Origin of the sequence: Maricaulis sp. (assembly GCF_015665295.1) — a bacterium.
Classification (GTDB): domain Bacteria; phylum Pseudomonadota; class Alphaproteobacteria; order Caulobacterales; family Maricaulaceae; genus Maricaulis.
In genome coordinates this window covers 88,668-113,022 of record NZ_JADFAJ010000025.1, presented here as the reverse complement: position 1 = coordinate 113,022, position 24,355 = coordinate 88,668, and the positions used below count along the sequence as shown (strand labels likewise).

At 64.6% G+C, this 24,355-nt stretch carries 23 protein-coding genes; 9 read left to right on the top strand and 14 right to left on the bottom strand.

Annotation, left to right across the window (positions count from 1 at the left end; translation table 11 throughout):
- Positions 1-13: 13 nt before the first annotated feature.
- Both QZZ02_RS12000 and QZZ02_RS11995 read right to left on the bottom strand, forming a co-directional pair.
- Positions 14-1,372, bottom strand: a complete 1,359-nt coding sequence (locus QZZ02_RS12000) for a pentapeptide repeat-containing protein (RefSeq protein WP_291844748.1) — start codon at positions 1,370-1,372, stop codon at positions 14-16.
- Positions 1,373-1,594: 222 nt separating this feature from the next.
- On the bottom strand, positions 1,595-2,833 hold the full coding sequence (locus tag QZZ02_RS11995) for a winged helix-turn-helix domain-containing protein (RefSeq protein ID WP_291844747.1): 1,239 nt from the start codon (positions 2,831-2,833) through the stop codon (positions 1,595-1,597).
- A 136-nt stretch (positions 2,834-2,969) separates the two neighbouring features.
- Here QZZ02_RS11995 and QZZ02_RS11990 point away from each other — a divergent pair, with 136 nt between their 5' ends.
- A complete protein-coding gene (locus QZZ02_RS11990) occupies positions 2,970-4,442 on the top strand; it encodes a S41 family peptidase (RefSeq protein ID WP_291844746.1) in 1,473 nt (490 codons plus the stop codon).
- Here QZZ02_RS11990 and QZZ02_RS11985 read toward each other — a convergent pair.
- The gene (locus QZZ02_RS11985; protein ID WP_291844744.1) at positions 4,439-5,455 is read right to left on the bottom strand and encodes an adenosine deaminase; all 1,017 of its coding nucleotides are present in this window, start codon (positions 5,453-5,455) and stop codon (positions 4,439-4,441) included. The two genes, QZZ02_RS11990 and QZZ02_RS11985, sit on opposite strands and share 4 nt — an antisense overlap.
- Positions 5,456-5,701: 246 nt before the next feature.
- Positions 5,702-6,124 carry a nucleoside-diphosphate kinase gene (gene ndk / locus QZZ02_RS11980; RefSeq protein ID WP_291844741.1) on the bottom strand — a complete coding sequence of 141 codons (423 nt, stop codon included), beginning with the start codon at positions 6,122-6,124 and terminating at the stop codon, positions 5,702-5,704.
- 117 nt (positions 6,125-6,241) lie between these two features.
- Here ndk and QZZ02_RS11975 point away from each other — a divergent pair, with 117 nt between their 5' ends.
- Complete coding sequence (locus QZZ02_RS11975) at positions 6,242-8,122, top strand: ABC-F family ATP-binding cassette domain-containing protein (protein WP_291844738.1); 1,881 nt, start codon at positions 6,242-6,244, stop codon at positions 8,120-8,122.
- Positions 8,123-8,395: 273 nt separating this feature from the next.
- Positions 8,396-8,710 (top strand): hypothetical protein, encoded by a 315-nt coding sequence (locus QZZ02_RS11970; RefSeq protein ID WP_291844736.1) that lies wholly within the window; start codon positions 8,396-8,398, stop codon positions 8,708-8,710.
- Between the two features lie 8 nt (positions 8,711-8,718).
- Here QZZ02_RS11970 and QZZ02_RS11965 read toward each other — a convergent pair whose 3' ends face one another.
- The 4 genes from QZZ02_RS11965 to QZZ02_RS11950 all read right to left on the bottom strand — a co-directional run bounded on the left by QZZ02_RS11965 (position 8,719) and on the right by QZZ02_RS11950 (position 11,409).
- Complete coding sequence (locus tag QZZ02_RS11965; RefSeq protein WP_291844734.1) at positions 8,719-9,063, bottom strand: I78 family peptidase inhibitor; 345 nt, start codon at positions 9,061-9,063, stop codon at positions 8,719-8,721.
- Between the two features lie 13 nt (positions 9,064-9,076).
- The gene (locus QZZ02_RS11960) at positions 9,077-9,412 is read right to left on the bottom strand and encodes an I78 family peptidase inhibitor (protein WP_291844731.1); all 336 of its coding nucleotides are present in this window, start codon (positions 9,410-9,412) and stop codon (positions 9,077-9,079) included.
- Positions 9,409-9,861, bottom strand: coding sequence for a DNA polymerase III subunit chi (locus tag QZZ02_RS11955; RefSeq protein WP_291844729.1), 453 nt, complete (start codon positions 9,859-9,861; stop codon positions 9,409-9,411). The genes QZZ02_RS11960 and QZZ02_RS11955 overlap by 4 nt, the downstream gene beginning before the upstream one ends.
- A 63-nt stretch (positions 9,862-9,924) precedes the next feature.
- Positions 9,925-11,409 carry a leucyl aminopeptidase gene (locus tag QZZ02_RS11950; protein ID WP_291844728.1) on the bottom strand — a complete coding sequence of 495 codons (1,485 nt, stop codon included), beginning with the start codon at positions 11,407-11,409 and terminating at the stop codon, positions 9,925-9,927.
- A gap of 139 nt (positions 11,410-11,548) precedes the next feature.
- On the opposite strand from QZZ02_RS11950, the gene QZZ02_RS11945 reads away from it, so the two are divergent.
- The 6 genes from QZZ02_RS11945 to rsmA all read left to right on the top strand — a co-directional run bounded on the left by QZZ02_RS11945 (position 11,549) and on the right by rsmA (position 19,319).
- Positions 11,549-12,682, top strand: coding sequence for an LptF/LptG family permease (locus tag QZZ02_RS11945; protein ID WP_291844726.1), 1,134 nt, complete (start codon positions 11,549-11,551; stop codon positions 12,680-12,682).
- On the top strand, positions 12,679-13,776 hold the full coding sequence (locus QZZ02_RS11940) for an LptF/LptG family permease (protein WP_291844724.1): 1,098 nt from the start codon (positions 12,679-12,681) through the stop codon (positions 13,774-13,776). Before QZZ02_RS11945 ends, QZZ02_RS11940 begins: the two co-directional genes overlap by 4 nt.
- An 83-nt stretch (positions 13,777-13,859) precedes the next feature.
- Complete coding sequence (lptD, locus tag QZZ02_RS11935) at positions 13,860-16,076, top strand: LPS assembly protein LptD (protein ID WP_291844722.1); 2,217 nt, start codon at positions 13,860-13,862, stop codon at positions 16,074-16,076.
- Between the two features lie 86 nt (positions 16,077-16,162).
- Positions 16,163-17,431, top strand: a complete 1,269-nt coding sequence (locus tag QZZ02_RS11930; RefSeq protein WP_291844720.1) for a peptidylprolyl isomerase — start codon at positions 16,163-16,165, stop codon at positions 17,429-17,431.
- The gene (gene pdxA / locus QZZ02_RS11925) at positions 17,428-18,453 is read left to right on the top strand and encodes a 4-hydroxythreonine-4-phosphate dehydrogenase PdxA (protein WP_366511534.1); all 1,026 of its coding nucleotides are present in this window, start codon (positions 17,428-17,430) and stop codon (positions 18,451-18,453) included. The genes QZZ02_RS11930 and pdxA overlap by 4 nt, the downstream gene beginning before the upstream one ends.
- Positions 18,450-19,319, top strand: a complete 870-nt coding sequence (rsmA, locus tag QZZ02_RS11920) for a 16S rRNA (adenine(1518)-N(6)/adenine(1519)-N(6))-dimethyltransferase RsmA (protein ID WP_291844715.1) — start codon at positions 18,450-18,452, stop codon at positions 19,317-19,319. Before pdxA ends, rsmA begins: the two co-directional genes overlap by 4 nt.
- Positions 19,320-19,334: 15 nt before the next feature.
- Here rsmA and gmk read toward each other — a convergent pair whose 3' ends face one another.
- The 6 genes from gmk to fabG all read right to left on the bottom strand — a co-directional run bounded on the left by gmk (position 19,335) and on the right by fabG (position 24,352).
- Positions 19,335-19,991 (bottom strand): guanylate kinase, encoded by a 657-nt coding sequence (gmk, locus tag QZZ02_RS11915; protein WP_291844712.1) that lies wholly within the window; start codon positions 19,989-19,991, stop codon positions 19,335-19,337.
- On the bottom strand, positions 19,981-20,862 hold the full coding sequence (locus QZZ02_RS11910) for a YicC/YloC family endoribonuclease (protein ID WP_291844711.1): 882 nt from the start codon (positions 20,860-20,862) through the stop codon (positions 19,981-19,983). Before QZZ02_RS11910 ends, gmk begins: the two co-directional genes overlap by 11 nt.
- Before the next feature lies 1 nt (position 20,863).
- Complete coding sequence (gene mltG, locus QZZ02_RS11905; RefSeq protein ID WP_291844709.1) at positions 20,864-21,904, bottom strand: endolytic transglycosylase MltG; 1,041 nt, start codon at positions 21,902-21,904, stop codon at positions 20,864-20,866.
- 21 nt (positions 21,905-21,925) lie between these two features.
- Entirely contained in the window at positions 21,926-23,209 is a 1,284-nt protein-coding gene (fabF, locus tag QZZ02_RS11900; protein ID WP_291844708.1) for a beta-ketoacyl-ACP synthase II, read from the bottom strand.
- A 9-nt stretch (positions 23,210-23,218) separates the two neighbouring features.
- On the bottom strand, positions 23,219-23,455 hold the full coding sequence (locus QZZ02_RS11895; RefSeq protein ID WP_121212052.1) for an acyl carrier protein: 237 nt from the start codon (positions 23,453-23,455) through the stop codon (positions 23,219-23,221).
- Between the two features lie 159 nt (positions 23,456-23,614).
- Positions 23,615-24,352 carry a 3-oxoacyl-[acyl-carrier-protein] reductase gene (fabG, locus tag QZZ02_RS11890; protein ID WP_291844706.1) on the bottom strand — a complete coding sequence of 246 codons (738 nt, stop codon included), beginning with the start codon at positions 24,350-24,352 and terminating at the stop codon, positions 23,615-23,617.
- Between the last annotated feature and the right edge of the window lie 3 nt (positions 24,353-24,355).

The window sequence follows — 24,355 nt, the reverse complement described above, 5'->3', positions numbered from 1 at the left end:
GCGGCCTTACCGCCTATCTCACCTCAATCCTGACATTCGGGCAGGTATAGCTGAAAACACTGCCGTCATAGCCAACTGTGCGACAGAAGATGGTCTGCTCGCTCATGATGATGCTGGCGATGTTCTGAACGGCCGTGAGATTGGCCCCGGTCAGATCCGCATCGGCGATGTTGGCGCGGCTCATGTCGGCATGACCGAATACCGCGCCGGTCAGGTTGGCGCCGGTAAAATTGGCCTCGATCAGGCTCGTGCTCGACAGATCGGCGCGGTTCAGATTGGCGCGGCTGAAATCGGCCCCGGCCAGGTTGGCCCGGAACAGGTTCACCCCGGCGAGGTTGGCGCCAACCAGGGTGGCGCGGGACATCTGCAGCCGCATCAGCTGATTATTGCCCAGCGTGATCTCATTCATATTGGCCCGCGTCAGTATGGTGTCGCCGAACTGGGTATCGTTGAGCCATTGCTGGTACAGGTTGGCTCCGGTCAGGTTGGACCGGACGAAAATGGTGGAGCGAAGATTGGCGCCGCTGAAATTCGCATCGGTCAGATCGACGTCGGAGAAGTTCGCACCGCTCAGTATGGAGCCGGTGAAGTCGACTCCGCTCATCCGGGCGCCGCGAAAATCGAACTGAAAGAAATGCATGCGGGTGAGGCTCGCCCCGCGCAGATCGAGACCCGTCCAGTCATCCAGCCGGGTGGCCATATCCATTTGCACGCGCTGCAGATTGACGCGCTGCAGATTGGCCCCGCCGAGCTGGGCGCCGCGCAGGTTGGCGCCGGACAGGTTGGCATCCGTCAGATTGGCCCCGGTCAGAATGGCCCCGGTGAGATTCGCGCCGGCGAGGTTCGCGTTCGACAGGTTGGCCTGGCTCAGATTGGCGCCTGCCAGACTCGCGCCGGTCAGGTTGGCGTAATCGAAAACGGCGCGGGTGAGATTGGCATTCGCGAAATCGTCGTTGGCCAATTGGGCGCGACTGAAAACACTCTCGGTGAAATCGAAATCCCCACCGATCAGGGCGCCGTTCCAGTTGCGGAAATCACAGCGACGACAGGCACCACCGTCGCGGTGGGCCTGCGCGGCCAGTGCTTCGGCGAGGCGTCTTTCAGCGACACAGACGCCGGGCTGGTCCAAACGATTGGTCCGGGCCATCTGGACCCGCGCGTCACGCGAATCCGGACGGGTATTGACGATAAAATCGCAGTCCAGCGCGTCAATCCACGCGATGAGGTCGTCATAGGTGAGCGATTGACCCAACTGCGGGTAAGCGCGTCTCTGCGGGAAATTCTGGGCCTCGGCGGCCGCATCGAGAAACATCGCCATGGCCAGGCAAGCGGCGAACGCCTTCGCCGGCAACTGCATGAAATTCAGAAACATTTCGAGTCCCAGTCGTATCGATGACGTGTCGAGACGACCCGGTGCCGTGCACATCCACTCATGCGCGCAACAATATGGTGAAACCCCGGGCAAGCAACATAATTACATACGCTGGCAGACCCGATGAATGGCCGCTCGAGACATGCCTCGGCGCCTGCCCGGCGAGGCTCGGGCACCCCGTCCGAATACGCTGCGTCCGAAGCCGAAGCCGAAAGGTCTGGCTCAGCGCGGCTCGCACAGGGTCGGATCGCCGATGCGGGCAATGCCTTCGGCACACAGGGCATCCGCAGCAGAGCCGTCGCCATTGCTTCGCAGCAGGGCGGCCAGCTCGGCCATGGCGTCGCGATTGTAGGGATCCCAGTACAGCACCCGGCGATACCAGAGCTCGGCGGTCACGGGATCGGCGCGTTCGGCATGTCGGCGCGCGATCAGCAGGCCGGTCGGGCTGTACCAGGGCCGCACCAGCACGGTCCGGGTTTCATAGACCCGTCCCATCGCCTCATAGGCGCGCTCCAGATAGGTCAGGGCCAGCGCGTCGTCGCCGCGGATCCTGTGCAGGTCGGACAGGTTTATCCAGGCCTCCCAGGCGTCAGGGTCGATGGTGAGCGCCTGGTTGTAAGCCTCGATGGCGGCGTCCAGCGCCCCCTGCGCGGACAGGGCGAGGCCCACGGCGCGATAGCCCAGCGCGTAATCCGGTTCCGCTGCCACGGCCCGGCGCGCAAGCGCCTCCGCGCGCGCCAGGCGCCGCGCCGCGTCGGGCTGTGAGCCAAGGCCTGTGGCGACAGCCTGACCGATACGTGACGTGCCAAGCTCGCTCGCCCAGCTGGCCGCATCACCGCGGATCACGCGCTGGGTGATGGTATTGGCCAACCCGGCGAGCGCCGCAGGATTGTCAGCCTCAAGCGCCAGCGCGGCCTCGTACAGACGCATGGCCGCTTCATTGGAGTCGAACTCGAACTGGTAGTAGAAGCCCTCTGCCCGGTCGACCAGCTGCAGCGCCCGGCTCGCCGGCGCGGTCGTCGCGGCGACCTCATTGCGGACCAGCCAGAAAGCCGGAAAAGCGATGAGAATCAGCAAGGCTCCCAGCACGCCCCAGATCCAGTTCGGCACCACCCGCGCCATCGTCGCAGCGCTTACCGGCATGGCGCGAACGGGCTCGAGCAGGCGATAGCCGCGCTTGGGCACTGTGCCGACATAACGCGGATTGCGGGCCGGATCACCCAGCGCGCGACGCAGTTTCCAGACGCAGCGCCCCATCGCATCCTCATTGACGGTGACACCCGGCCAAATCCGCTCGGAAACCGTCTCACGGGTGACCACCTCGCCACCGGCCTCCGCCAGCAGGCAGAGCAGGTCCATCACCTTGGGTTCCACTTCCTGGACGCCGCCCGGCCCCGCCACTTCACAGGACGCCGGCGTGACGCGCCAATCGCCAAGCAGGAAAGGCTTTCTGTAAGGCATTGAAGGAAAGACCCCTTTTCCCCGGTCAGAAAAAAGTCAGACAGACGGGAAATCTTCGTCATGGTGAAAAACTGCGCGCGACCGCAGCGTCTTCGCGAGGGCAAGCCCCCTCCCAAACAAGCCACGGGAACCTCACATGATCAAGCGCTTCACCCTCTGTCTTGCCCTGCTCGCGACCGCGCCCGTGCAGGCCCAGCCGCCCGCCCCGGATCCGGACCCCGTCGAGCGGCTTTTCGCGCCGGACATCATCCGCGCCGAATTCGATCAACTCTATGCCGGCCTGCAGGCGGCGCATGTCGACCTGTTCGCGGCTACACCGCGTTCCGTCATGGACCGGCATCACGCCGAGATCCGCGCCGGTTTCAACGCACCCCTGCCCCGTACCGAGATCGAGCGCGCGTTTCAGACTTTCACCGCCCTCGCCCGCCATGCCCATGCGCGCATCGAGTCCGACGGGCGCGACTATGGCGCCTATCGCGAAGCCGGCGGGCGCGTCCTGCCCGTGAACATCTCCATTCGCGCCGGTCGGGTTCTGGTAGAGAGCCATGCCTCCGGGGTCGGCGCCTTGCAGCCCGGCGACGAGATTCTCGCCTTCAACGGCATGCCGAACACGGTCTGGATGCCGCGCCTGTTGCGCCATGTCTCGGCCGAAACGCCGCGGTTCGGACAGACCCTGCTGGAATTCCAGCTGCGCCGCCTGGTGTGGCAGGAATGGCCCGAGCTCGACACGGCCTCGCTGGACGTCCGCCATGCCGATGGCAGCCAATCCCGCATCACCCTTCCCTTCCGCAACAGCGAGGAGATGGAAATTGCCGGCTTCGTGGGCGCCCCACAGTTCAGGCTCGATACGCAGGAAGCCCGGCTGATCGGCGATGACATCGCCTATCTGCGCCCCGGCCCGTTCTACAACACGATGCCCGGGGGTGATGTCTGGGACCCGACCGGCTTTGTCGCGTTTGTGGATGAGAGTTTCGCGGATTTCCAGGCGGCCAGCGCCGATACGCTGATCATCGACCTGCGCGACAATCCAGGCGGCGACAATTCCTTTTCCGATCCGATGCTGGCCTGGATCGCGGACCGGCCTTTCCGGTTTGCCTCGCATTTCACCGTCCGTGTCAGCCCGCAAAGCACGGCAGCCAACCAGGCCCGGCTGGATGCGATGGAGACGCCCGGCGGCATGTCAGCCCTTTATGCCGAGCTTTACGCGCAATCGCCCGATGGCGCGTTGATCGAGATCGATCTGCCCTGGACCGAGCCTCGCCCGTCCGGCGACCGGTTTGACGGCGCGGTCTATGTACTGGTCAACCGCTACAGTTTTTCCAACGCGGTGACGGTGGCGGCCATGGTCCAGGACTACGGCTTCGGCAGCATTGTTGGCGAGACCACGGCGGACATGGCCACAACCTACGGCGCGATGGAGACCTTCAGCCTCGACACGACCGGCATTCGCGTTGCCTATCCCAAGGCGCATATCATTCGTCCCGACGGCGTCTCGGAGTCGCATCCTGTCACGCCCGACATCGCGCTGGACATGCCGGACCTGCGCGGCACCGACGATGTCGTACTGGACCAGCTGGTCGATCTGATCCGCAATCGCGTGGCGGACTAGCCCACCGTCTCAACGACGGCGTCGATCTCGGCCAGATGGCGCGCAATCTCGTCGGCTGGCAGGAAACTGCCGCGGAAGGAATTGCGCGCCAGCTCGACGATCTCATCAGCGGTCAGGCCGGTCGCTTCGGCGGTGCGGATGTAATTGTCATTCACATAGCCGCCGAAATAGGCCGGATCGTCGGAATTGACCGTGGCGCGCAGGCCCAGTGCAAGCATGCGCTTCAAGGGGTGATCCTCGAGCCGGGCAATGCCGCACAGGCGAAGATTGGACAGCGGGCAGACCGTGAGCGTCATCTGCTCGCGACCGAGACGGGCAACCAGTGTGCCGTCTTCCAGGGCCCGGTTGCCATGGTCGATCCGGTCGACCTTCAACAGGTCGAGCGCCTCGTGGATATAGGCGGGCGGACCTTCCTCACCGGCATGGGCAACCCGCTTGAGGCCAAGCGCACCGGCGGCCTCGAAAACGCGCTGGAATTTCGACGGCGGGTGACCGAGCTCGGAACTGTCGAGGCCAACCCCGTCAATGCGGTCGAGATGCGGCCTGGCCATCTCCAGCGTTTCAAAGGCGGCTTCTTCGGAGAGGTGACGCAGGAAACACAGGATGAGCTTTGAACTCAGCCCCCACTCAGCCTTCGCCCTGTCGAGCGCGTGGGTGATGCCCGCGACCACGGTGTCAAAGGCGATGCCGCGATCGGTATGGCCCTGCGGGTCGAAGAAGACCTCGACATGGCGGACATTCTCGGCGTGGACACGGGTGAGGTAAGCCCAGGTGAGATCAAAGAAATCCGCCTCGGTCACCAGCACATTCATGCCGACATAATAGATGTCGAGAAAGTCCTGCAGATTGGAAAAATCATAGGCGGCGCGGATCGCCTCGACGGAGTCGTAGGGGATATCGATGCCATTGCGCCGGGCCAGCTCGAACATGAGCTCCGGCTCGAGCGAGCCTTCCAGATGCAGGTGAAGCTCGGCCTTGGGCAGGGCTTGGACGAGACGGGCAAGATCGGTCATGGCAGCTCTCCGGCGCTTGGGCGCGCCATCGTCTGCCGCGTCCCCGCCTGACGCAAGGGCCTCGCTGCGGCTTGGTTCAGGCCGGACCGATCAGGCCGAAAGGATCAGCCACATCCATCGCACGCGCCCTCATACCGATTATCAGGCGCAGTCAGGTCGCGTCGCAGATTGGCGCACCCGCACTTGCACAAAAAAGAAAGGCCCGGCTGAAAAGCCGGGCCTTCTTGTCTGCACTTGCCGCTTCGCCTAGCCGACGATTTCGTCGTCCGAGAAGAAGAAGGGGATTTCCTGCGCGGCGGTCTCTTCAGCGTCGGAACCATGCACGGAGTTGGCTTCGATCGACTCGGCGAATTCCTTGCGGATCGTGCCGGCGTCAGCCTGCTCCGGATTGGTCGCGCCCATCACGGTGCGGTACTTGGCGATGGCGTCTTCGCCCTCGAGGACCTGGACCACGACCGGGCCGGAGATCATGAAGGTGACGAGATCGTTGAAGAAGGGACGCTCCTTGTGGACGCCGTAGAAACCTTCAGCCTGCTCGCGCGACAGGCGGATGCGCTTCTGCGCGATGATGCGCAGGCCGGCTTCCTCGATCTTGGCATTGATGGCGCCGGTCAGGTTACGGGCAGTGGCGTCGGGCTTGATGATGGAGAAGGTGCGTTGGATCGCCATGGGAGAAGTCCTTGAGACTGAAACTGTGATTGTCCGGGCACACACCCGGCCTGTGGATTCGCGCGGCTTATAGCGGCGCTTGCGCGGCACCACAAGCCGCGCTACGCGGCTTCTCCCATGTTGCACATCAATGACCTCACCTATCGCATTGAAGGGCGGATGCTCTTTGATCAGGCGACCCTCTTCCTGCCGGCCAAGACCAAGATGGGTCTGGTGGGGCGTAACGGGACGGGCAAGTCGACCCTGTTCCGCCTGATCCGTGGCGAGGCGGCGACCGAGGGCGGTGAGGCCCGCGTGCAGAAAGGCGCCCGCGTCGGCTCGGTGGCCCAGGAAGCGCCGGGCGGCGATGACAGCCTGATCGACGTGGTGATGGCCGCCGATACCGAGCGCGCCGCCCTGCTGGCCGAGGCCGAGACCGCGACCGAGCCCAACCGCATCGCCGAGATCCAGACTCGGCTGGCCGACATTGACAGCCACACCGCCGAGGCCCGCGCCGGTTCCATCCTGGCGGGTCTGGGCTTTACCGGCGAGGAGCAGCGCCGCCCGTGCCGCGAGTTCTCCGGCGGCTGGCGCATGCGGGTCGCCCTGGCGGCCACCCTGTTCGCCCGGCCCGACCTTCTCCTGCTGGATGAGCCGACCAATTATCTCGACCTGGAAGGCGTGATGTGGCTGCAGAGCTACCTCAAGACCTTCCCCGGCGCCGCCCTGGTGATCTCGCACGACCGCGACCTGCTGAACGGGGCGATGCAGAAGATCGCCCATCTCAAGAACGGCAAGCTGACCGTCTGGGATGGCGGCTATGATGATTTCGAAAAGGCGCTGGCAGAGCGGCAACGCCTGCAGATGAAGATGGTCGAAAAGCAGGAGGTCGAGCGGCGCCATCTGCAATCCTTCGTCGACCGCTTCAAGGCCAAGGCGTCCAAGGCCAAGCAGGCCCAGTCCCGGGTCAAGCGGCTGGAGAAGATGCAGATCGTGGCGACCCAGGTCGAAGACCCGGTGGCGCCCTTCAACTTCCCCAGCCCGCAGCGCCGCATGGCGCCGCCGATCGTGCGCATGGTCAATGTCCAGGCCGGCTACGCACCCGGCAAGCCGGTGCTGCGCGACGTCACGCTCAATATCGACACCGAGGACCGGATCGGCATTCTCGGCCGCAATGGCGCCGGCAAGTCGACCATGGCGAAACTCCTGTGCGACCGGCTTGATCCGCTCGAGGGGCATCTGCGCAAGCACAAGAAGATGCAGATCGCCTATTTCGCCCAGCACCAGATCGACAGCCTGTCACCGGACATGTCGGCCTACCAGCACATCATCGAGCTGATGCCGGACGCCACCGAGGCCCAGCGCCGGTCCAGACTCGCGACCTTCGGCCTGCCCGGTGACCGCCAGGAGACCCCGGCCGATACGCTGTCGGGCGGCGAGAAGGCGCGCCTCCTGTTCAACCTGATCACCTTTGAGGGCCCGCACCTCTTGATCCTCGACGAGCCGACCAACCATCTCGACATGGACAGCCGCGCCGCCCTCATCCAGGCGATCAATGAATATGAAGGCGCCGTCGTCCTCATCTCGCACGACCGGCATCTGATCGAGAGCTGCGTCGACCGGCTCTGGGTGGTCGGCGATGGCACGGTCAAACCCTATGACGAGGATATCGAGACCTATCGCCAGTCCCTGCTCGGCCGCGCCCCGAAGGATGGACCGAAGAAAAAGACCGCCGCCAGCGACGAAAAGAGTGTCGCCCGGCGTTCGGCCGCCGATCAGCGCAAGGCGCTCAAACCGCTGCGCGACACGATCGCCCGCTGGGAAAAGGAAGCCGACCGCCTGCGTGGCATCATCGCCGTCATCGACAAGGGCCTCGCCGCCCCCGGCCTCTACCAGAAAGACCCCAAGACCGCGACCGACCTCCAGATCAAGCGCGCCAAAGCCGTCGAACTGCTGGATGCCGCGGAGATGAGTTGGCTGGAGGCGGAAGAAAAGCTGGAAGCGGCGCAGGCGGGGTAGATTGACCGTCACCGGCCATTCTAACCTCCTGACTTAACAAGAAATAAAGCCTAATCCGTCCCGTTAAGAAACCATTTGCACTTTCGCTCATATAATATGAGCATCGAAGTTACAGGTGGATGGATCAATGGGATCCGAAGGCGCGTTGCCGGGCGTCATCTACCGACAGGATGCTGGCCCGGCGACACATCAACTGGCTGATCTGGCCGATGCCGGGCCCGGGTGGCCCGGCAGTTTCCTCGCCTGTCCTCCGGCCGGCGACGGAGGCGGGTCATGAAGATCGACAGCGTTCCGCCGCCCCGCCCGACACCGCTGCGCAAACAAGCCTCGCCGCACGCGCCCCAGCCGGCGGCCTCACGCCATGACAACAGTTTTCACAGCCCGGACGATATCCGCGTCGATATCGTGATGGCGGCCGATCCGGAGTCGCATGACGGGCCGGATTTTGCCGACGAGGATGATGACAGCCTGCTGGACCGCGAGACGGCCATCGAGACCGCCCACACGGTCAGCGCCTGGCTGGCCAGTCATGCGCTCTCGATGACCAGCCACCATGCAGCGCGCCTGCAGCACCTGTTCGCGGGCTGAGGCTCGGCTCAGCCGCAGGCCAGGCTTTCCACGACATCGTATTCATCGACCCGTACGGTCAGGCGATCGGAGCGGTAATCCATGGTGACGACCGAATTGGGCCCGACGACGCGGTAATTGTCCGGCATCGCGCTGGCCGGTACGGAGACGCGCGGCTGGCCGACGAAATGCTGGACATTCTCCATGCCGCAGGTCCCGGTGATCGGCGCCCGGACCACGCCACCATTGATATCCTCGGCAGAACCAAGGGGCGGCAAGGCGTCGAGCTGGCGCTCACGGCTGGAGGCGCTGCCGCCGGTCGTAAGTCCACAGCCCGCAAGACAACAGGACAGGATGATCACACGCAAAATCATGGGATATACTCGCTCAACCGCACCAGGGGCGCAGGATGACACCGGCTTCATCGACGTCAAGATTGAGCCGGTCGCGGCGGAAATCGCGGGTGACCGGCATGCCGGGATGAATGATCCGGATATTGCCGTGCAGGCTGTCCAGATCGACCTCCCCGATCGGCTGGCCGACCAGATAGCCCATCGCATTGGCGCCACAGCTGGCGAGCGGATCGGCGCGGTTATCGCCGATTGAGTCCTCGACGAAGTCGGGGGTCGGCATGATGGTCTCGCCGCCATCGATCGGATGGCCGCCCGTGGTGCAGGCCGCGACCGAGAGGCCGGCCAGTGCGATCAGCCAATAACGTGTCATGCCTTTTTCTCCCATCGGCCTTCCGGCGATTGTCGCCAGTAGGAAACGCTGCAGCCCTGTGCCGACGCCTTCTTCCAGAGCGCGCGGGCATCGGTGACCGCCATCTCGTCCTGCCCGTCGAACATGACGATCATGCGGTCAAAGGATGACGGATTTTCGGGTTCGGCGCCATCGAGCAGGAAAAGGCATTGCGCCCCGTTCGGATTGGCCTCGTCCTCGGCGATCAGGACCGGCTGGCGTTCCGGCGAGCCGGCCTCGACCTGGCCATGCGGCAGGAAACTGTCCTCCCGCCAGGTCCACAACAGCTGGTCGATCGCCTCGCGGCGCTTGGCGTCCGGCGAGCGCACCAGCGCCCGCCAGCCGCGCGCCAGGGTCTTTTCCAGCAGCTCGGGCAGGACCTCGTCCAGCGAGGAGCGCTCGAGATGGTAGAACCAGAGATCGCCGCTCATTCCATACTCCTGCCCCGACATGAAAAGGGCGGCCGCTCGGGCCGCCCTGGTCACAGCGTGGGCCTAGCCCTCGTAATTGTCGCGCACGAAGCGGTCGAGGATGCGCACACCCCAGCCCGTGCCCCAGCTCGGCTGGCGCGGATCATCCTTCATGCTCATCCCGCCCATGGCCGTGCCGGCGATGTCGATATGGCACCAGGGCTTGTCATTGACGAAGCATTTGAGGAATTCGGCCGCCGAGATCGAACCGGCAAGCCGGCCCTCGCCGACATTCTTGATGTCGGCATTCTTGGTCTCGATATGCTTTTCATAGTCCGGGCCGAGCGGCAGGCGCCAGACCGGCTCGTCGGAGGCATCGCCCGCCGAGGACAGCTGGGCGGCAATCTCGTCGGAGTTGGAGAAAATGCCGGCGCGAGTATTGCCGAGACCGATCAGGATGGCGCCGGTGAGGGTCGCCAGGTCGATGATCAGCTTGGGATCAAAACGGTCCTGCGCGTACCAGAGCACATCGGCCAGAACGAGGCGGCCTTCGGCGTCCGTGTTGAGAATCTCGATCGTGGTGCCGGACATGGCGGTGACGATGTCGCCGGGACGCTGGGCATTGCCGTCGGGCATGTTCTCGACGAGGCCGACAATGCCGATCGCATTGACATTGGCCTTGCGGCCGGCGAGCGCGCGCATCAGGCCGACAACGGCGGCCGAACCGCCCATGTCGCCGCGCATCTCGTCCATGCCGGCACCCGGCTTCAGCGAGATGCCGCCGCTGTCAAACGTGAGGCCCTTGCCGACGAAAAGGAGCGGCTTTTCGCCCTCCTTGCCGCCATTCCACTTCATGATGGCGATCTTGCTCTCGAATTCCGAGGCCTGACCGACACCCAGAAGCGCGCCCATGCCGAGCTCGGTCATCTGGACTTCATCGAGGATCTCGATTTCCAGCCCGTGCTCGGCCATGCCTTCGATCTTCTTGGCATAGGTCTCCGGGTTGAGAATGTTCGGCGGCAGGTTGGTGACTTCGCGGGCGAGGTCGACACCGTCGGCCACCGCGCCCCAGCCCGACCAGGCGGCCTTGGCGCCCTCAACGTCGGAGACGGCGATGGTCAGATTGGCGAGCGACGGCTTCTGCTCGTCCTTCAGCTTGGTGCGGAACTGGTCATAACGATAGGCGGCCAGGCGGGCGCCGAGGCCGGCGCGGGCTGCACCCTCGCCGTCGGTTTCGCCATCAAACTGGATCGACAGCGTGGTCTCGCCGCTGATGAGCAGCTTGGCGACAACAGCCGCCGCAGCCTTTTCCAGCGTCGAGGCCGTGCGCTTGTTCTTGGCGCCGAGGCCGAACAGCACGACGCGGCTCGCCTCGATCCCCGACGGCGCCATGATTTCCAGCGTCTGGGCCGGCTTGCCGACAAAGCGCGAGGCCGCAATGGCGCGCTTGAGGGCGCCACCGGATGCCGTGTCGAGCGCGGCAGCAGCCGGCGACAGCGTCGCGTCTTCATAAACCGGAACGGCGATCGCGCCGGCAACGTTCGGAGCGGCGGCGAATTCGATTTTCATGGTATTCCCTCTCATCCAGTCAGTTCGGGGCTATTCGGTGTGACCAAGTGTGCACCCGAAGCCGAAAACTTGTGTCGCGGAAGTGGTATCCGATCACGACGTGAGATAGAAGGCTGAACGCGCAGCACAAGCCGGCTTCATGATTCTCGTTCAGCGGTATCTCTTCAATCAGTTGCTCTGGCCGTTCATGACGGCCATTGCAGCCTTTGCCGGCCTCGCGCTGCTGACGCAGAGCCTGTCGAATGTCGACCTGGTTTCCGGCTATTCCGAGACCGCGCTCACCTTTATCAAGGTCACCGCGCTGGCCCTGCCCCATCTTACCGCGCTGCTGGTTCCGATCGCCCTGTTTGTGGCGGTCCTGTCCAGTCTCAACCGGCTGACAAGTGACAGCGAGCTGGTGATTGCCTCGGCCGCCGGCGTCAGCCGTTTCGGCCTGCTGTCACCGATCATGCGGCTGGGCGTCTATGTCCTGCTGGCCAATCTGGTCGTGAACCTCGTTGTGCAACCGGTCGCCTATCGCGAGATGCGCCGCTCGCTGCACAATCTGCGCTCCGACGTGGCCGCCAGCCTGGTGACCCCGGGCGCCTTCTCCCAGCTTGGCCAGGGCGTAACCATCTATGCCCGCGAGCGGGACCGTGACGGCCGCATGCAGGACATCCTGATCCATGACAGCCGCGGCCAGGACGAGGCCTCGACCTATTCGGCGCGTGAAGGCGTCGTCGTGCGTTCAGGCGAACGCTCCGCGATGGTGCTGATCGACGGCAATCTGCAGCAGATCGATTCGGCCGGCGAACTCTACTACGCCAATTTCGACCGCTATGAATTCGACCTTGGTGAGTTCGTCGGGCCGGCCGACGCCATGTTCTTCAAGGAATCGGACCGCTACCTGCACGAACTCCTCTGGCCCTCGGCCGCCGAGGTTGCCCGCACCGGCGGGCCGGAACGCGCCTGGGCCGAGGCCCATTACCGCCTGTCCGGCCCGCTCTACAATCTCGCCTTTGCGCTGATCGCGGCGGCCTGCTTCCTCGCCGGCGACCATTCGCGAATGGGCTATGGCCGACGGGTGATGATTGCGGTCAGCGCCGGCCTGACGCTGCGTCTTGCAGGCTTTGCCATGCAATCGGCCAGTGCCGATGATGCCGCGATGAACATAGCGCAATACCTGGTCCCGATCGCCGGCATGCTCGGCGCCCTGGCAGTCATCTACTGGCCGGCCCGAGCCCGTCCCGCGCACCGGAAACAGCCCGAGCTGGCTGGTGAGGCCGGCGCATGATCGGCGGACGGCTCAATCGCTACATGGCAAGCCAGACGGCGGGCGGCCTGCTGCTGGCCTTCGCGACCATCGCGACGGTGATCATCCTGGTCGATTTCGTCGAACAGTCGCGGGCGGTCGGCACCCGGGTCGACGTATCGACGCTGGACCTGCTCGGGCTGACAATGCTGCGTGCCCCCTCGCTGCTGGAAAGCACCCTGCCCTTCGTCTTCCTGTTCGGAACGCTGACATCGCTGTTCCGGCTCAACCGGTCGAGCGAGCTGATCGTGATGCGCGCCTCGGGCATGTCGGCCTGGCGCATCCTGACTGCACCGATGGTACTGGCGGTGCTGGTCGGGATTATCGGCGCAACCGGTCTCAACCCGCTGGCCGCGGAGCTCAATGCCCAGTTCGAGGCCCGGCGCGACAGCCTGATGAATGTCCGCCACGTCGAAGGCGCCGCCCAGCCCGTCTGGCTGCGCGAAACCAATATCGACGGTTTCACCGTGATCGCCGCGACCCAGCTCGAGGAGCAACGCCAGGAATTGCGCGACCCGGTCTTCTTCCAGTTTGCCGAGGACAGTGACGGCACGCCTCGCCTGGAACGCCGCATCGATGCCGAATCAGCCGAGCTGCACGCCGGTTACTGGCAGGTCACGGGTGCGGTCGAACGCACGCCCACCCCGTCTCGGCTTGACCTTGGCGAGATCACCATGCCGACCTCGATCAACCGCCAGGCCCTGTTCGAGCGGGCCCGGTCGGCCGAAGGCGTCGCCTTCTGGGATCTGCCGCGCCTGATCACCTCGGCCCGTGAGGCCGGTCTGGCGACCCAGCGCTATGAGCTGCGACTGCACGCCCTGCTGGCCCTGCCCCTGACCTTGCTCGCCTCAACCCTGATTGCCGCGGCCGCGACACTGCGCCTGCACCGGCTGGGTGGCGCGGCAGCCTTCGCAATGGCAGGCGGCATTGCCGGTTTCGTGATGTTTTTCTTTCAGGAAATGCTGAGTTCATTTGGCATTTCCGGCGCCCTGCCACCGGCGACCGCGGCCTGGTCGGCGCCGGCGCTGACCGCATTGCTGGCGCTGATCTATATTGCCTCGACCGAAGACGGTTGACGGCGTGGACGATGCCGCCGGCATCGGCTAGTCATGAACATGACCCGCCTGCGGGGGCCGGGAGACGAGAGGGAGTGACGCGCATGGCGTCGCATATTCGCCGCCTGGCGGCAGTGTTGCTCAGCACTTCGGCACTCGCCCTGTCGGCACCGGTTCTTGCCCAAGGGGCACCGGTCCTTGGCCAAGGGGCTCCGGCCGAAGAGGCACCGATTTATCTGGAAGCCGACCATGTCGAGGATATCGCGGGTGGCAGCGGATACATCGCACGCGGCAATGTGCGGGTTCGCCAGGAACCGCGCACCCTGCTGGCCGACGAGATCGAGTATCATCCGGATGAAAACCGCGTAATTGCCCGCGGCAATGTCATCATCCTCGGCCAGGGTTCCTTCCCGCAATATGCCGACGAGGTTGAACTCGACAGCCAGCTCGCGGCGGGTGTCGCGATCGGATTCGCCAGCATGCTGGAAAACAATGGCCGCATGGCCGCGGCAGCCGCGATCCGCAGCGAAAACGGCTCGCTCCAGCTCAACGATGCCTATTACACAGCCTGTGAGCTGTGCGAAAACGGCGAACACGAGCCGACCTGGCGCCTGCGGGCCCGCGAGGTTGTCCAGGATGCCGACGACCGGATGATCTATTACCGCGATGCGCGGCTCGAGATCGGTGGCGTACCGGTCCTGTATGCCCCGGTGTTTGCGCATGCGGACCCATCGTCCGAGCGGCGCTCCGGTTTCCTCTTCCCGGCTGTGGGGGTCTCCTCGCGCCTCGGCTTCGTCTACCAGCAGCCCTATTACTGGTCGATCTCGCCCTCCCAGGATGCTGTCATCGCGCCGCGCCTGATGACCAATGTGAATCCGCTCATCTATGGCGAATACCGCAAGCGCTTCTGGTCCGGCTTCATGGAGCTGGAGGGCAGCTATACCAATGAGTTCGAGATCGACAGCGATGGCGAACGCTATGGCGACAGCGAAGATCGCTGGCACGTGTTCGGCGGTGGCGAATGGGCCATCAATCCGGACTGGCGCTGGGGTTTCGGTGTGCAACGCACCTCGGACAGCCTGCACCTGCGCCGCTATGATTTTTCGGAAGCTGACAAGGATCGTGGTGCACCGCTCAATTCGCTGAGCCGCCAGCTGGTCAGCCAGGTCTATCTGGACGGGCGGACGCGCAATTCCACCGGCTCGATCGTGGCCGCGTCCTACCAGTCGCTGCGCACCAATGCCGATGACGATATCATTCCGGCCCTCGCACCGGTCGCCGAATACACCCGTGTTTTCACAGCCCCGCAAGGCTGGGGTCGGGTCAATGTCGATGTCAGCGCCAGCATGCTGCGCCGCGAGGTCGGTGTTGATTACAACCGCGCCTCTGCCGGGGTGGACTGGCGCACTCGCTGGGTGAGCGGACCGGGTATCGTTGTCGAGCCCTTCGCGCTGGCGCGCCTGGACCATTACAGCTTTGAGGATCTGACGGTCACCGACCCGCTGACCGATCCGGCGTCCGACAGTTTTTCCCGAACGCTTGGCCTGGTCGGTACCGAAATCAGCTGGCCCTTCTTCCGGGGCGGCGAATCGGCAGACTGGATCGTCGAACCGGTGGTCTCATTTGTCGCTGCCAGCGACGACACCGAAGCGAGCCGTGTGGTCAATGAGGACAGCGTCGCAATCGACCTCGACGAAAGCCTGCTGTTCCAGCCGGTTCGCGCACCGGGCCATGACCTGTGGGAAGACGGGCAACGTGTCAGCTACGGGCTTCGCACCACCGCCATGTGGGGCCAGGCTGGCCTTGCCCGTTTCTTCGTCGGCCAGAGCCAGCGGATTGACGGCGGCGCCGTGTTCAATCCCGCCAGCGGCCTGGCAGAAGACCAGTCCGATTACGTCGTTGCCGGAGAGATCGCCCTGGCCGGTTTCTCGGCCGATATCCAGGCGCGCGTCGACCCTGACAGTCTCGACACCAACCGCCTGGACGTCTCGGTCGGCTATCGAGGTGAGCGCTTCACCGGCAATGTCCGCTATCTCGACGTCAGCGATGATGCGGGCACCCGAAACGGTGCCCAGCGCGAATTGCGCGGCGATTTCGAGGTCGGGCTGACCGAACACTGGAGCGCTATCGGCGAGGTCATGCGGGATCTGGATAGCGAAGCGACGCGGCGCCAGGAAATCGGATTGCGCTATGGCGACGAATGCTCACAATTTGATATTGTCTACCAGCGTGAAGACCTCGGGATTTCCGAACTGGGCCCGTCAGAATCGATCCAGTTCCGCATCACCCTGTTCACGCTCGGGAGTTTCGGGCCTGATTGATTGAACCCTGCGCGCTACGGTGTCCGGCGATTGCGCCGGGGACAAGTTTGAGTAATGTTCCGCGCCGAACCGATATGCGAATGCTGATGACCTGCGCCAAACGAATTGTCCTTTCCTTGCTTGCCTCCGTCGCGATGGCGTGTGCCGCCAGCGCGCACGCCCAGACGACCGAAGGCGTGGCCGCCCTGGTCAATGACGAGCCGATCACCACGGTCGATGTTCGCAACCGCATGCGCCTGATCATCGCCTCGACCGGCATGTCCCAGATTGACGACGGCACGCTGGCCCGAATCCAGGATCAGGCCCTGCGCGGTCTGATCGACGAGCACCTGCAACTTCAGGCCGCCTCGGAATTCGACATCGAAGTCTCGGACGAGGAAATCTCCAACTCCCTGCTCGATCTTGCCGACCGCAATGGCACGACGATCGACGTCATCATCCAGGACCTGCAAAGCTCCGGTGTCGATCCGTCGACCCTTCAGCATCAGCTGGAAGCCGAGATTGCATGGCAGATCATCGTCAATGGTCGCTATGGCTCGCGCGTCCGGATTTCCGAACAGCAGATCGAGCAGGCACTTGAACGCCTCGCCGCCAGCGCCTCGCAGCCGCAGTTCCGGATTTTCGAAATGCTGTTTGAGGTTCCCGGTCCCGGCCAGGAAGAGCAGACCATCCAGCGTGTGATCACGGTGATGAACCAGCTCCAGCAGGGCGCAACTTTCCCGGAACTCGCGCGCCAGTTCTCGGACGCACCCTCGGCCGCCAATGGCGGTGATATCGGCTGGATCACGGCCTCCCAGCTGCAGCCGGAAGTCGCAGGCATCATGCCACAAATGCGCGGACAGTATGAGCAGAGCGGTGGTCGTGGCGCCCTGTCGAACCCGATCGAGGTTCCCGGCGGCTACATGGTGATCGCCCTTGTCGGCGCCCGCGACGGTACGACGACACTGCAATACGACCTCGTCCAGATCACCGTACCGACCAGTGCCGTGACCGACGCGACCCGCACCAGTTTCACCCGGGAACTCGCGGCCAATCCGACCTGCAGTCAGGCCGAGGCCGTGGCCGGCCGGATCCCGGGTTCGATCTACACCCCGCTCGGCTCGATTGCCGCGGACGCCGTCCTGCCCGCCATCCGCGATGCGCTGCAGCCGCTCGACGAGGGCGAGAATACCGGCGTCATGCAATCGCCCGTCGGCCTGCAGGGCCTGATCGTCTGCGACCGCGCCATTGCCGGTCCGGGCGTTCCCACCCGCGACGACCTTGAAGGCCAGCTGCGCGGCCAGCAATTATCGCTTCATTCGCGCCGCTGGCTGCGAGACCTGCGCCGCGACTCCACTGTCGAAATACGTCAGTGATGAGCCGCCTGTCACCCGTCGTCATGTCGATGGGTGATCCGGCGGGTATCGGCCCCGAGATCATCCTCAAGGCGTGGAACAGCTGGCGGCAGCGCGACAATGCCTGCCCGCTGCTTGCGCTGGGCGATCCTGATGCCTTCACAGCCCTTGCAGCCCGGCTCGGCCTGCCCGCACCGCGCCCAGTTGCGACGCCGGGCGACGCCCACGGCGTGATGGATGACGCGCTGCCCGTGCTCGATGTCGGCATATCCCTGCACGCCCCGCTATCTCCCGGGTCGGCCGATCCGGCTCACGCCGCCTGTATCAAGGCGGCGATCGAAACCGGTGTGCGCCTCTGCCTGGATGGCCAGGCCAGCGCCCTTGTCACGGCACCGATCTCGAAGGCCGTCATGTATGAGGCGGGTTTCAGCTTTCCCGGCCACACCGAATTCCTCGCCGAGCTATGCGCCGGCCATCCCGTCGGGGGCCCCCGCGGACCTGCCATGATGCTCGCCGGTGGCGGCTTGCGCGTGGTGCTTGTCACCATCCATGAAGCGCTGGCGCGCGCCATCGAGCTGATCACGCCGGAGCGTGTTGAGGCGATTGCGCGGCTGACTGATTCCGCCCTGCGCTCGGATTTCGGCATCGCCGCCCCGCGCCTGGCCCTGGCCGGTCTCAATCCGCATGCCGGAGAAGGCGGTGCCCTCGGCGAGGAAGAGATCAGGCTGCTCAACCCGCTGGCCGCGAAGCTGCGCGCGGCCGGAATCGCCATTACCGACGCCCTGCCGCCGGACACGATGTTCCATGCCGAGGCACGCGCCAGCTATGACGCGGCAATCTGCCTCTATCACGATCAGGGCCTGATCCCGGTGAAGACGCTGGATTTCCATGGCGGCGTGAACATCACGCTGGGCCTGCCCATCGTGCGGACCTCGCCAGACCACGGCACGGCCTTCGCGATTGCCGGCCAGGGCATCGCCCGTCCGGACAGCCTGATCGCCGCGCTCGACCAGGCTGTGGACATTGCGGAGTGTCGCGCATGAGCCTCGACGCCCTGCCCCCGCTCCGCGATGTCATCACCAGCCATGATCTCGGCGCAAGGAAATCCTTCGGCCAGCACTTCCTGCTCGATCTCAACCTGACCGCCAAGATTGCCCGACTTGCCGGCGATATGAGCGAGGCCCAGGCGATCGAGGTCGGACCGGGTCCGGGCGGCCTGACCCGCGCCATCCTGGCCGAAGGCGCAAAATCCCTGCTCGCGGTCGAGATGGATGCCCGCTTCCTCGGCGCTCTGGAGGAAATCAACGCGGCATCGGGCGGACGCCTGACGGTGCATCGGGGCGATGCGCTGGAGGTTGACGAGACGGCGCTTCTGACCGGGCCGGGTGACAAGGTCATCCTGTCCAACCTGCCCTATAATGTCGGCACGCAATTGCTGATCAAATGGCTGCAGGCCGAGCCGATCTGGTGGCGGCGTGCGGTGTTGATGTTCCAGCGCGAGGTCGCCGAACGCGTGGTCGCCCAGCCGGGAGACAAGGCCTATGGCCGGCTTGCCGTCATCGCCCAATCGCGCTGCGATGCCCGGCTGTCGCTGAAAATCCCGGCCCGCGCCTTCACCCCGCCCCCAAAGGTGGAGTCGGCGGTCGTGGTGCTCGATCCCCTGCCTGAAGCACAGCAATTCAAGGACGTGACGGCCCTCGAGCGGATCACGGCCTCGGCCTTCGGACAGCGCCGCAAGACGCTTCGCCGCAGCCTTGCCCAGGCAGCCGGCCAGGCCGGAACCAGCGCTGACGCGCTGCTCGACAGTGCCGGGATCGATGCCGGGTCAAGAGCCGAAGTAATTGATATTACTGGATTTCAAACACTCGCTCGGGTCTGGCGCTCGGCCTATGAAGCAAGCCGGGCCTGATCCGAAGCGGGGCCTTTACTGGTCCATGATGGCGTCGACGAATTCTTCCAGCCAGGGATGACGCAGACGCTTGAGACGTTCGGCGTGGAGGATCTCGTTGAGCTTTTCCAGCGCCCGCGCGAAATCATCATTGACGATGACATAATCATATTCATGCCAGTGCGAGATCTCGTCCTTGGCGCGCGCCATGCGGTCCTTGATGATCTCCGGCGTATCCTGACCACGCTTGCGCAGTCGGTCTTCCAGCAAGGCCAGCGAAGGCGGCAGGATGAAGACGCGCACGGCATCATCGGGCGCTGCGGCCGCCAGGGCCTGGGCGCCCTGCCAGTCGATATCGAAGACGACATCGCGGCCATCTTCGACGGCCTCCATGACCGGGGTTTTCGGCGTGCCGTAGTAGCGACCGAACACTTCAGCCCACTCGAAGAAGGCGTCGTCCTCGATCTTCTTCTTGAATTCATCGACCGAGATAAAGTGATAATCCTGCCCGTCGACCTCGCCGGGGCGCGGCTTGCGCGTGGTCGCCGAGACCGACAGTACGACATCGGGGTTCTGGCTCAAAAGCCGTTTGGACAGGGTCGTCTTGCCGGCACCGGACGGGCTGGACAGGGCGAGCAGAACGCCGCGGCGGCGGCCACGGAAAATCGGCGCTGGAAAGCCATCACTCGACATTCTGTATCTGCTCCCTGAACTGATCGACCGTGTTCTTGAGCGAAAGCCCGATCGCGGTCAGCGAAGAATCGGAGGACTTCGAGCATAGTGTGTTCGCCTCGCGATTAAACTCCTGAGACAGGAAGTCCAGCTTGCGGCCCACCGGGGAACCCCGGGCCAGCAGTTCACGCGCCGAGCCGATATGGGCGTGCAGGCGGTCGAGTTCCTCGCGGACATCCATCTTCACAGCCAGCATCGCGGCCTCGGTGGCAAGCCGGTCTTCCGGAAGCCCGTCGGGCAGGAGTTCGGTGAATTTGGCGGCAATCCGGTCGCGAATGGCATCGGTACGGGTGGCCGCATGACCGGCCGCCTCGGCGGTCAAGCGGGTGATTTCCTCGACATGTCCGGTCAGGACACCGCAGAGCGCCGCCCCCTCTTCACGCCGCGCGGCGCGCAAGCCTTCCAGGGCGCTGCCCAGCGAAGCGAGAATGGCCTTGTCGAGCGCATCTGTATCCTCGCCCTCATCGGCCTGGTCGCTGTCAATCATGCCCGGAAGGGCCAACAGCCCGTCCAGAGTCGGTCGCTGCACCGCGCCACTTTCAAGCAACGGTGCGGCCTGGTCGATGAGACTGCGCAAACGGGACAGGTCAATCCGCCCCCCGCCGGCTTCACTTTCGCGACGCAGGTTGAGGGTGGCGTTGACATTGCCGCGGGTGAAATGCGCCTTGGCGAGATCGCGGGCCTTGGATTCCAGGCGCTCGAAGCCGGTCGGCAGGCGAAACCGCGCCTCCAGCCCCTTGCCATTGACGCTGCGAGCTTCCCAGGTCCAGCTCCAGCCCGGCGTCTGGCCGTCGACGCGGGCAAAACCGGTCATGCCGGAAAGGACTCCCATCTCAATTGCCTCCATTGCGGCGATCGCGCTCGATGCGGCGCCAGTTGGCGACATTGCGTTGATGCTGGGCGTAGGTATCGGCGAAGGCGTGGCCGCCCGTGCCGTCGGCAACGAAGAAGAGGGCCGTGCTTTCGGCCGGATTCAGGACCGCGGCGAGCGACTGGCTGCCGGGATTGGCGATCGGAGTCGGGGGCAGGCGCGGGATCTGGTAGGTGTTCCAGGCATTGTCCGGATTATCGATCTCGGAGCGCCGCAGGCCACGGCCCAGCGGCACGCCCCGGGTGATGCCGTAGATGATGGTGGGGTCGCTCTCCAGCCGCATGCCGCGACGCAGTCGATTGACAAAGACGGCAGCGACCTCGGGGCGTTCAGCCCCCACGCCTGTCTCCTTTTCGACGACCGAGGCCAGGATGATCGCCTCTTCGCGGGTCTCGAAGGGCAGGTTCTCGGCCCGGCCCTCCCATAGACGGTCCAGCAGTTCGGCCTGGGCGGTCGCCATGCGGTTGAGGACTTCCTGGCGCGATGTCCCGCGGGTCACCAGATAGGTTTCCGGCAGCAGGCTGCCTTCGGCCGGGATTTCGGTGATCGCACCGGTCAGCACGTCCGCCGCATTCAGGGTCTCGACAATCATGGCGCTGGTCAGGCCCTCGGCAAAGGTGACGGGGTATTGCACCGTCTGACCCACGCGAAGCTGCTCGTATATCTGCGCCATCGAGGCCCCGGCGGGGATGCGATACTCGCCGGCCCGCAACACGCCCTCGCCGCCATCCAGCGTCACGGCCGCACGGAAAATGCGGCGGTCTGAGATCAGGCCCTCGCGTTCAAGCTGGGCGGCGATGGTGATCAGCCCTGCGCCGCGCGGCAGAAGGATGATGTTCTCCTCGGCCGACGGGCCGGGCGCAGCGAACTCGGCCTGCATCCACTTGTAGCCGCCATAGACGGCGCCGGCCGCGGCAAGCGCCAGCACGAACAGCACAACGACAAACCAGAGAAAGAAGCGGACCAGGCCGGATTTGGCCCCGGGCGCATTTGCGTCACTCATGTCTTGGTCCCCGAAAACGCGTTACTCGGCCGCGACAAATACCACGGACGCATTCGTGCCGCCGAATCCGAAAGAGTTCGACAGGACGGCCCGGACCGGCCGTTTCACGGCGGCACGCGGAGCCAGATTGATCGCGGTCTCGACGGACGGGTTGTCGAGATTGAGGGTCGGCGGGCAAATCCCGTCGCGCATCGCCAGAATGGAGAAGATCGCCTCGACGGCACCGGCGGCACCGAGCAGGTGGCCGATCGCGGACTTGGTCGACGACATCACGACATCGCCGGCGGCCTCGCCAAACAGGCGCTCAACCGCCCGCAGCTCGATCTCGTCACCCTTGGGCGTCGAGGTACCGTGCGCATTGACATAGTCGATGTCAGCCGGCGTCAGTCCGGCATCCTTGAGAGCCGCCGACATCGAGCGGAAACCGCCATCGCCATCCTCGGCCGGCGCCGTGATGTGGTAGGCATCGCCGGACAGGCCATAGCCCTTGACCTCGGCATAGATGGTCGCGCCACGCGCCTTGGCGTGTTCGTATTCTTCCAGCACGACAACACCGGCGCCCTCGCCCATGACGAAGCCGTCACGGTCCGTGTCATAGGGGCGCGAGGCGCGCTCGGGCGTGTCATTGAAACCTGTGGAAAGCGCCTTGCAGGCGATGAATGAGGCAACCCCGAGCCGACAGACCGTCGCTTCGGCCCCGCCGGCCACCATCAGATCGGCATCGCCGCGCTCGACCAGGCGGGCCGCATCACCGATAGCGTGGGCGCCTGTGGAGCAGGCCGTCACCACCGCGTGATTGGGGCCTTTCAGGCCATGCCTGATCGAGACCTGGCCAGAGGCGAGGTTGATCAGCATGCCCGGAATGACAAAGGGAGAGAGGCGACGCGGCCCCTTCTCGTGCAACAGGATCGAGGCGTCATAGGTGGTCTCCAGACCACCAATGCCCGATCCGATCATGACGCCGGCCCGGTACTTGTCCTCTTCGGACTGCGGAACCCAGCCGGAATCGGCGATGGCCTCGTCGGCCGCAGCGATTCCGTAGAGGATGAAATCATCCACCCGGCGCTGATCGCGCGGGCTCATGACGGTGTCGGGGTCAAACACCCCGGCCTCGCCTGCGCGCCCGCCACCACGACCGTCCTTGCGCGGAACCAGCCCTGCCACGCGGCAAGCCAGATCCTCCGTCTCGAAATGCTCGATCAGACCGACCCCGGACTGACCGGCGAGAAGACGTTCCCAAACGACTTCCCGCCCGCAGCCCAGCGGCGTGACGAGCCCGATCCCGGTGACGACAACGCGGCGCATGAGGGGGTGTTAGCCCACCTTCTCGGAGATGAACTTCACGGCGTCACCGACCGTCTGGATGTGCTCGGCGGCGTCATCCGGAATTTCGATGTCGAATTCTTCTTCGAACGCCATAACGAGTTCGACATTATCCAGGGAGTCGGCGCCCAGATCGTCGATGAAGCTGGCTTTGTCGGTGACCTTTTCGGCCTCGACATCGAGATGTTCAATGACAATTTTGGTAACGCGCTCGAGAACGTCAGACATTTCAGACCCTCATAGTGATTCACCGCGCCATAATAGCGGTGCAGGACAGGACGGGAAGCGGCGAAACAGTGGGCCATTCCCGGGATGCGCGGGCAGTTAGCATGTTTCCCTCTGCAAGACCAGAATGGGAAGCCACAGCCGCAGGTTCAAGTTCTACAGTTAAATCATCGCCATGCCGCCATTCACGTGCAGCGTCTGACCGGTCACGTAACCGGCTTCGTCGCTGGCGAGATAGACGACAGCATTGGCAATATCATCGCCCGAGCCAAGGTCGCCGGCCGGAATCTTGGCCAGGATGGTCGAACGCTGATCCTCATTGAGCACATCGGTCATCGGCGAGGCGATGAAACCGGGTGCCACACAATTCACGGTGATGCCGCGGGCGGCGACTTCCTGGGCCAGCGACTTGGAAAAGCCGATCATGCCGGCCTTCGAGGCGCAGTAATTGGCCTGGCCGGGATTGCCGGTGACGCCGACCACCGAGGTGATGCCGACGATACGGCCCCACCGCGCCTTCATCATGCCGCGCAGGGCGGCGCGGGTCAGACGGAAATAGCTTTCCAGATTGACCTTGATGACCGTGTCCCAGTCCTCATCCTTCATGCGCATGAGGAGCTGGTCCTTGGTGATGCCGGCATTGGCGACCAGGATATCCAGCGAGCCCATCGCCTCGACGGCCTGTTTCGGCAGCGCATCAACGGCCGCACCGTCCGACAGGTTGCAGGGCAGCACATGGGCGCGCTCACCAAGCTCGTCAGCCAGCTCCTGCAGCACATTCTCGCGCGTACCCGACAGCGCCACCGTGGCGCCCTGGCCGTGCAGCTTGCGGGCAATCGCCTGGCCGAGACCACCGGTCGCGCCGGTGACGAGGGCATTCTTGCCGGTAAGATCGAACATGGC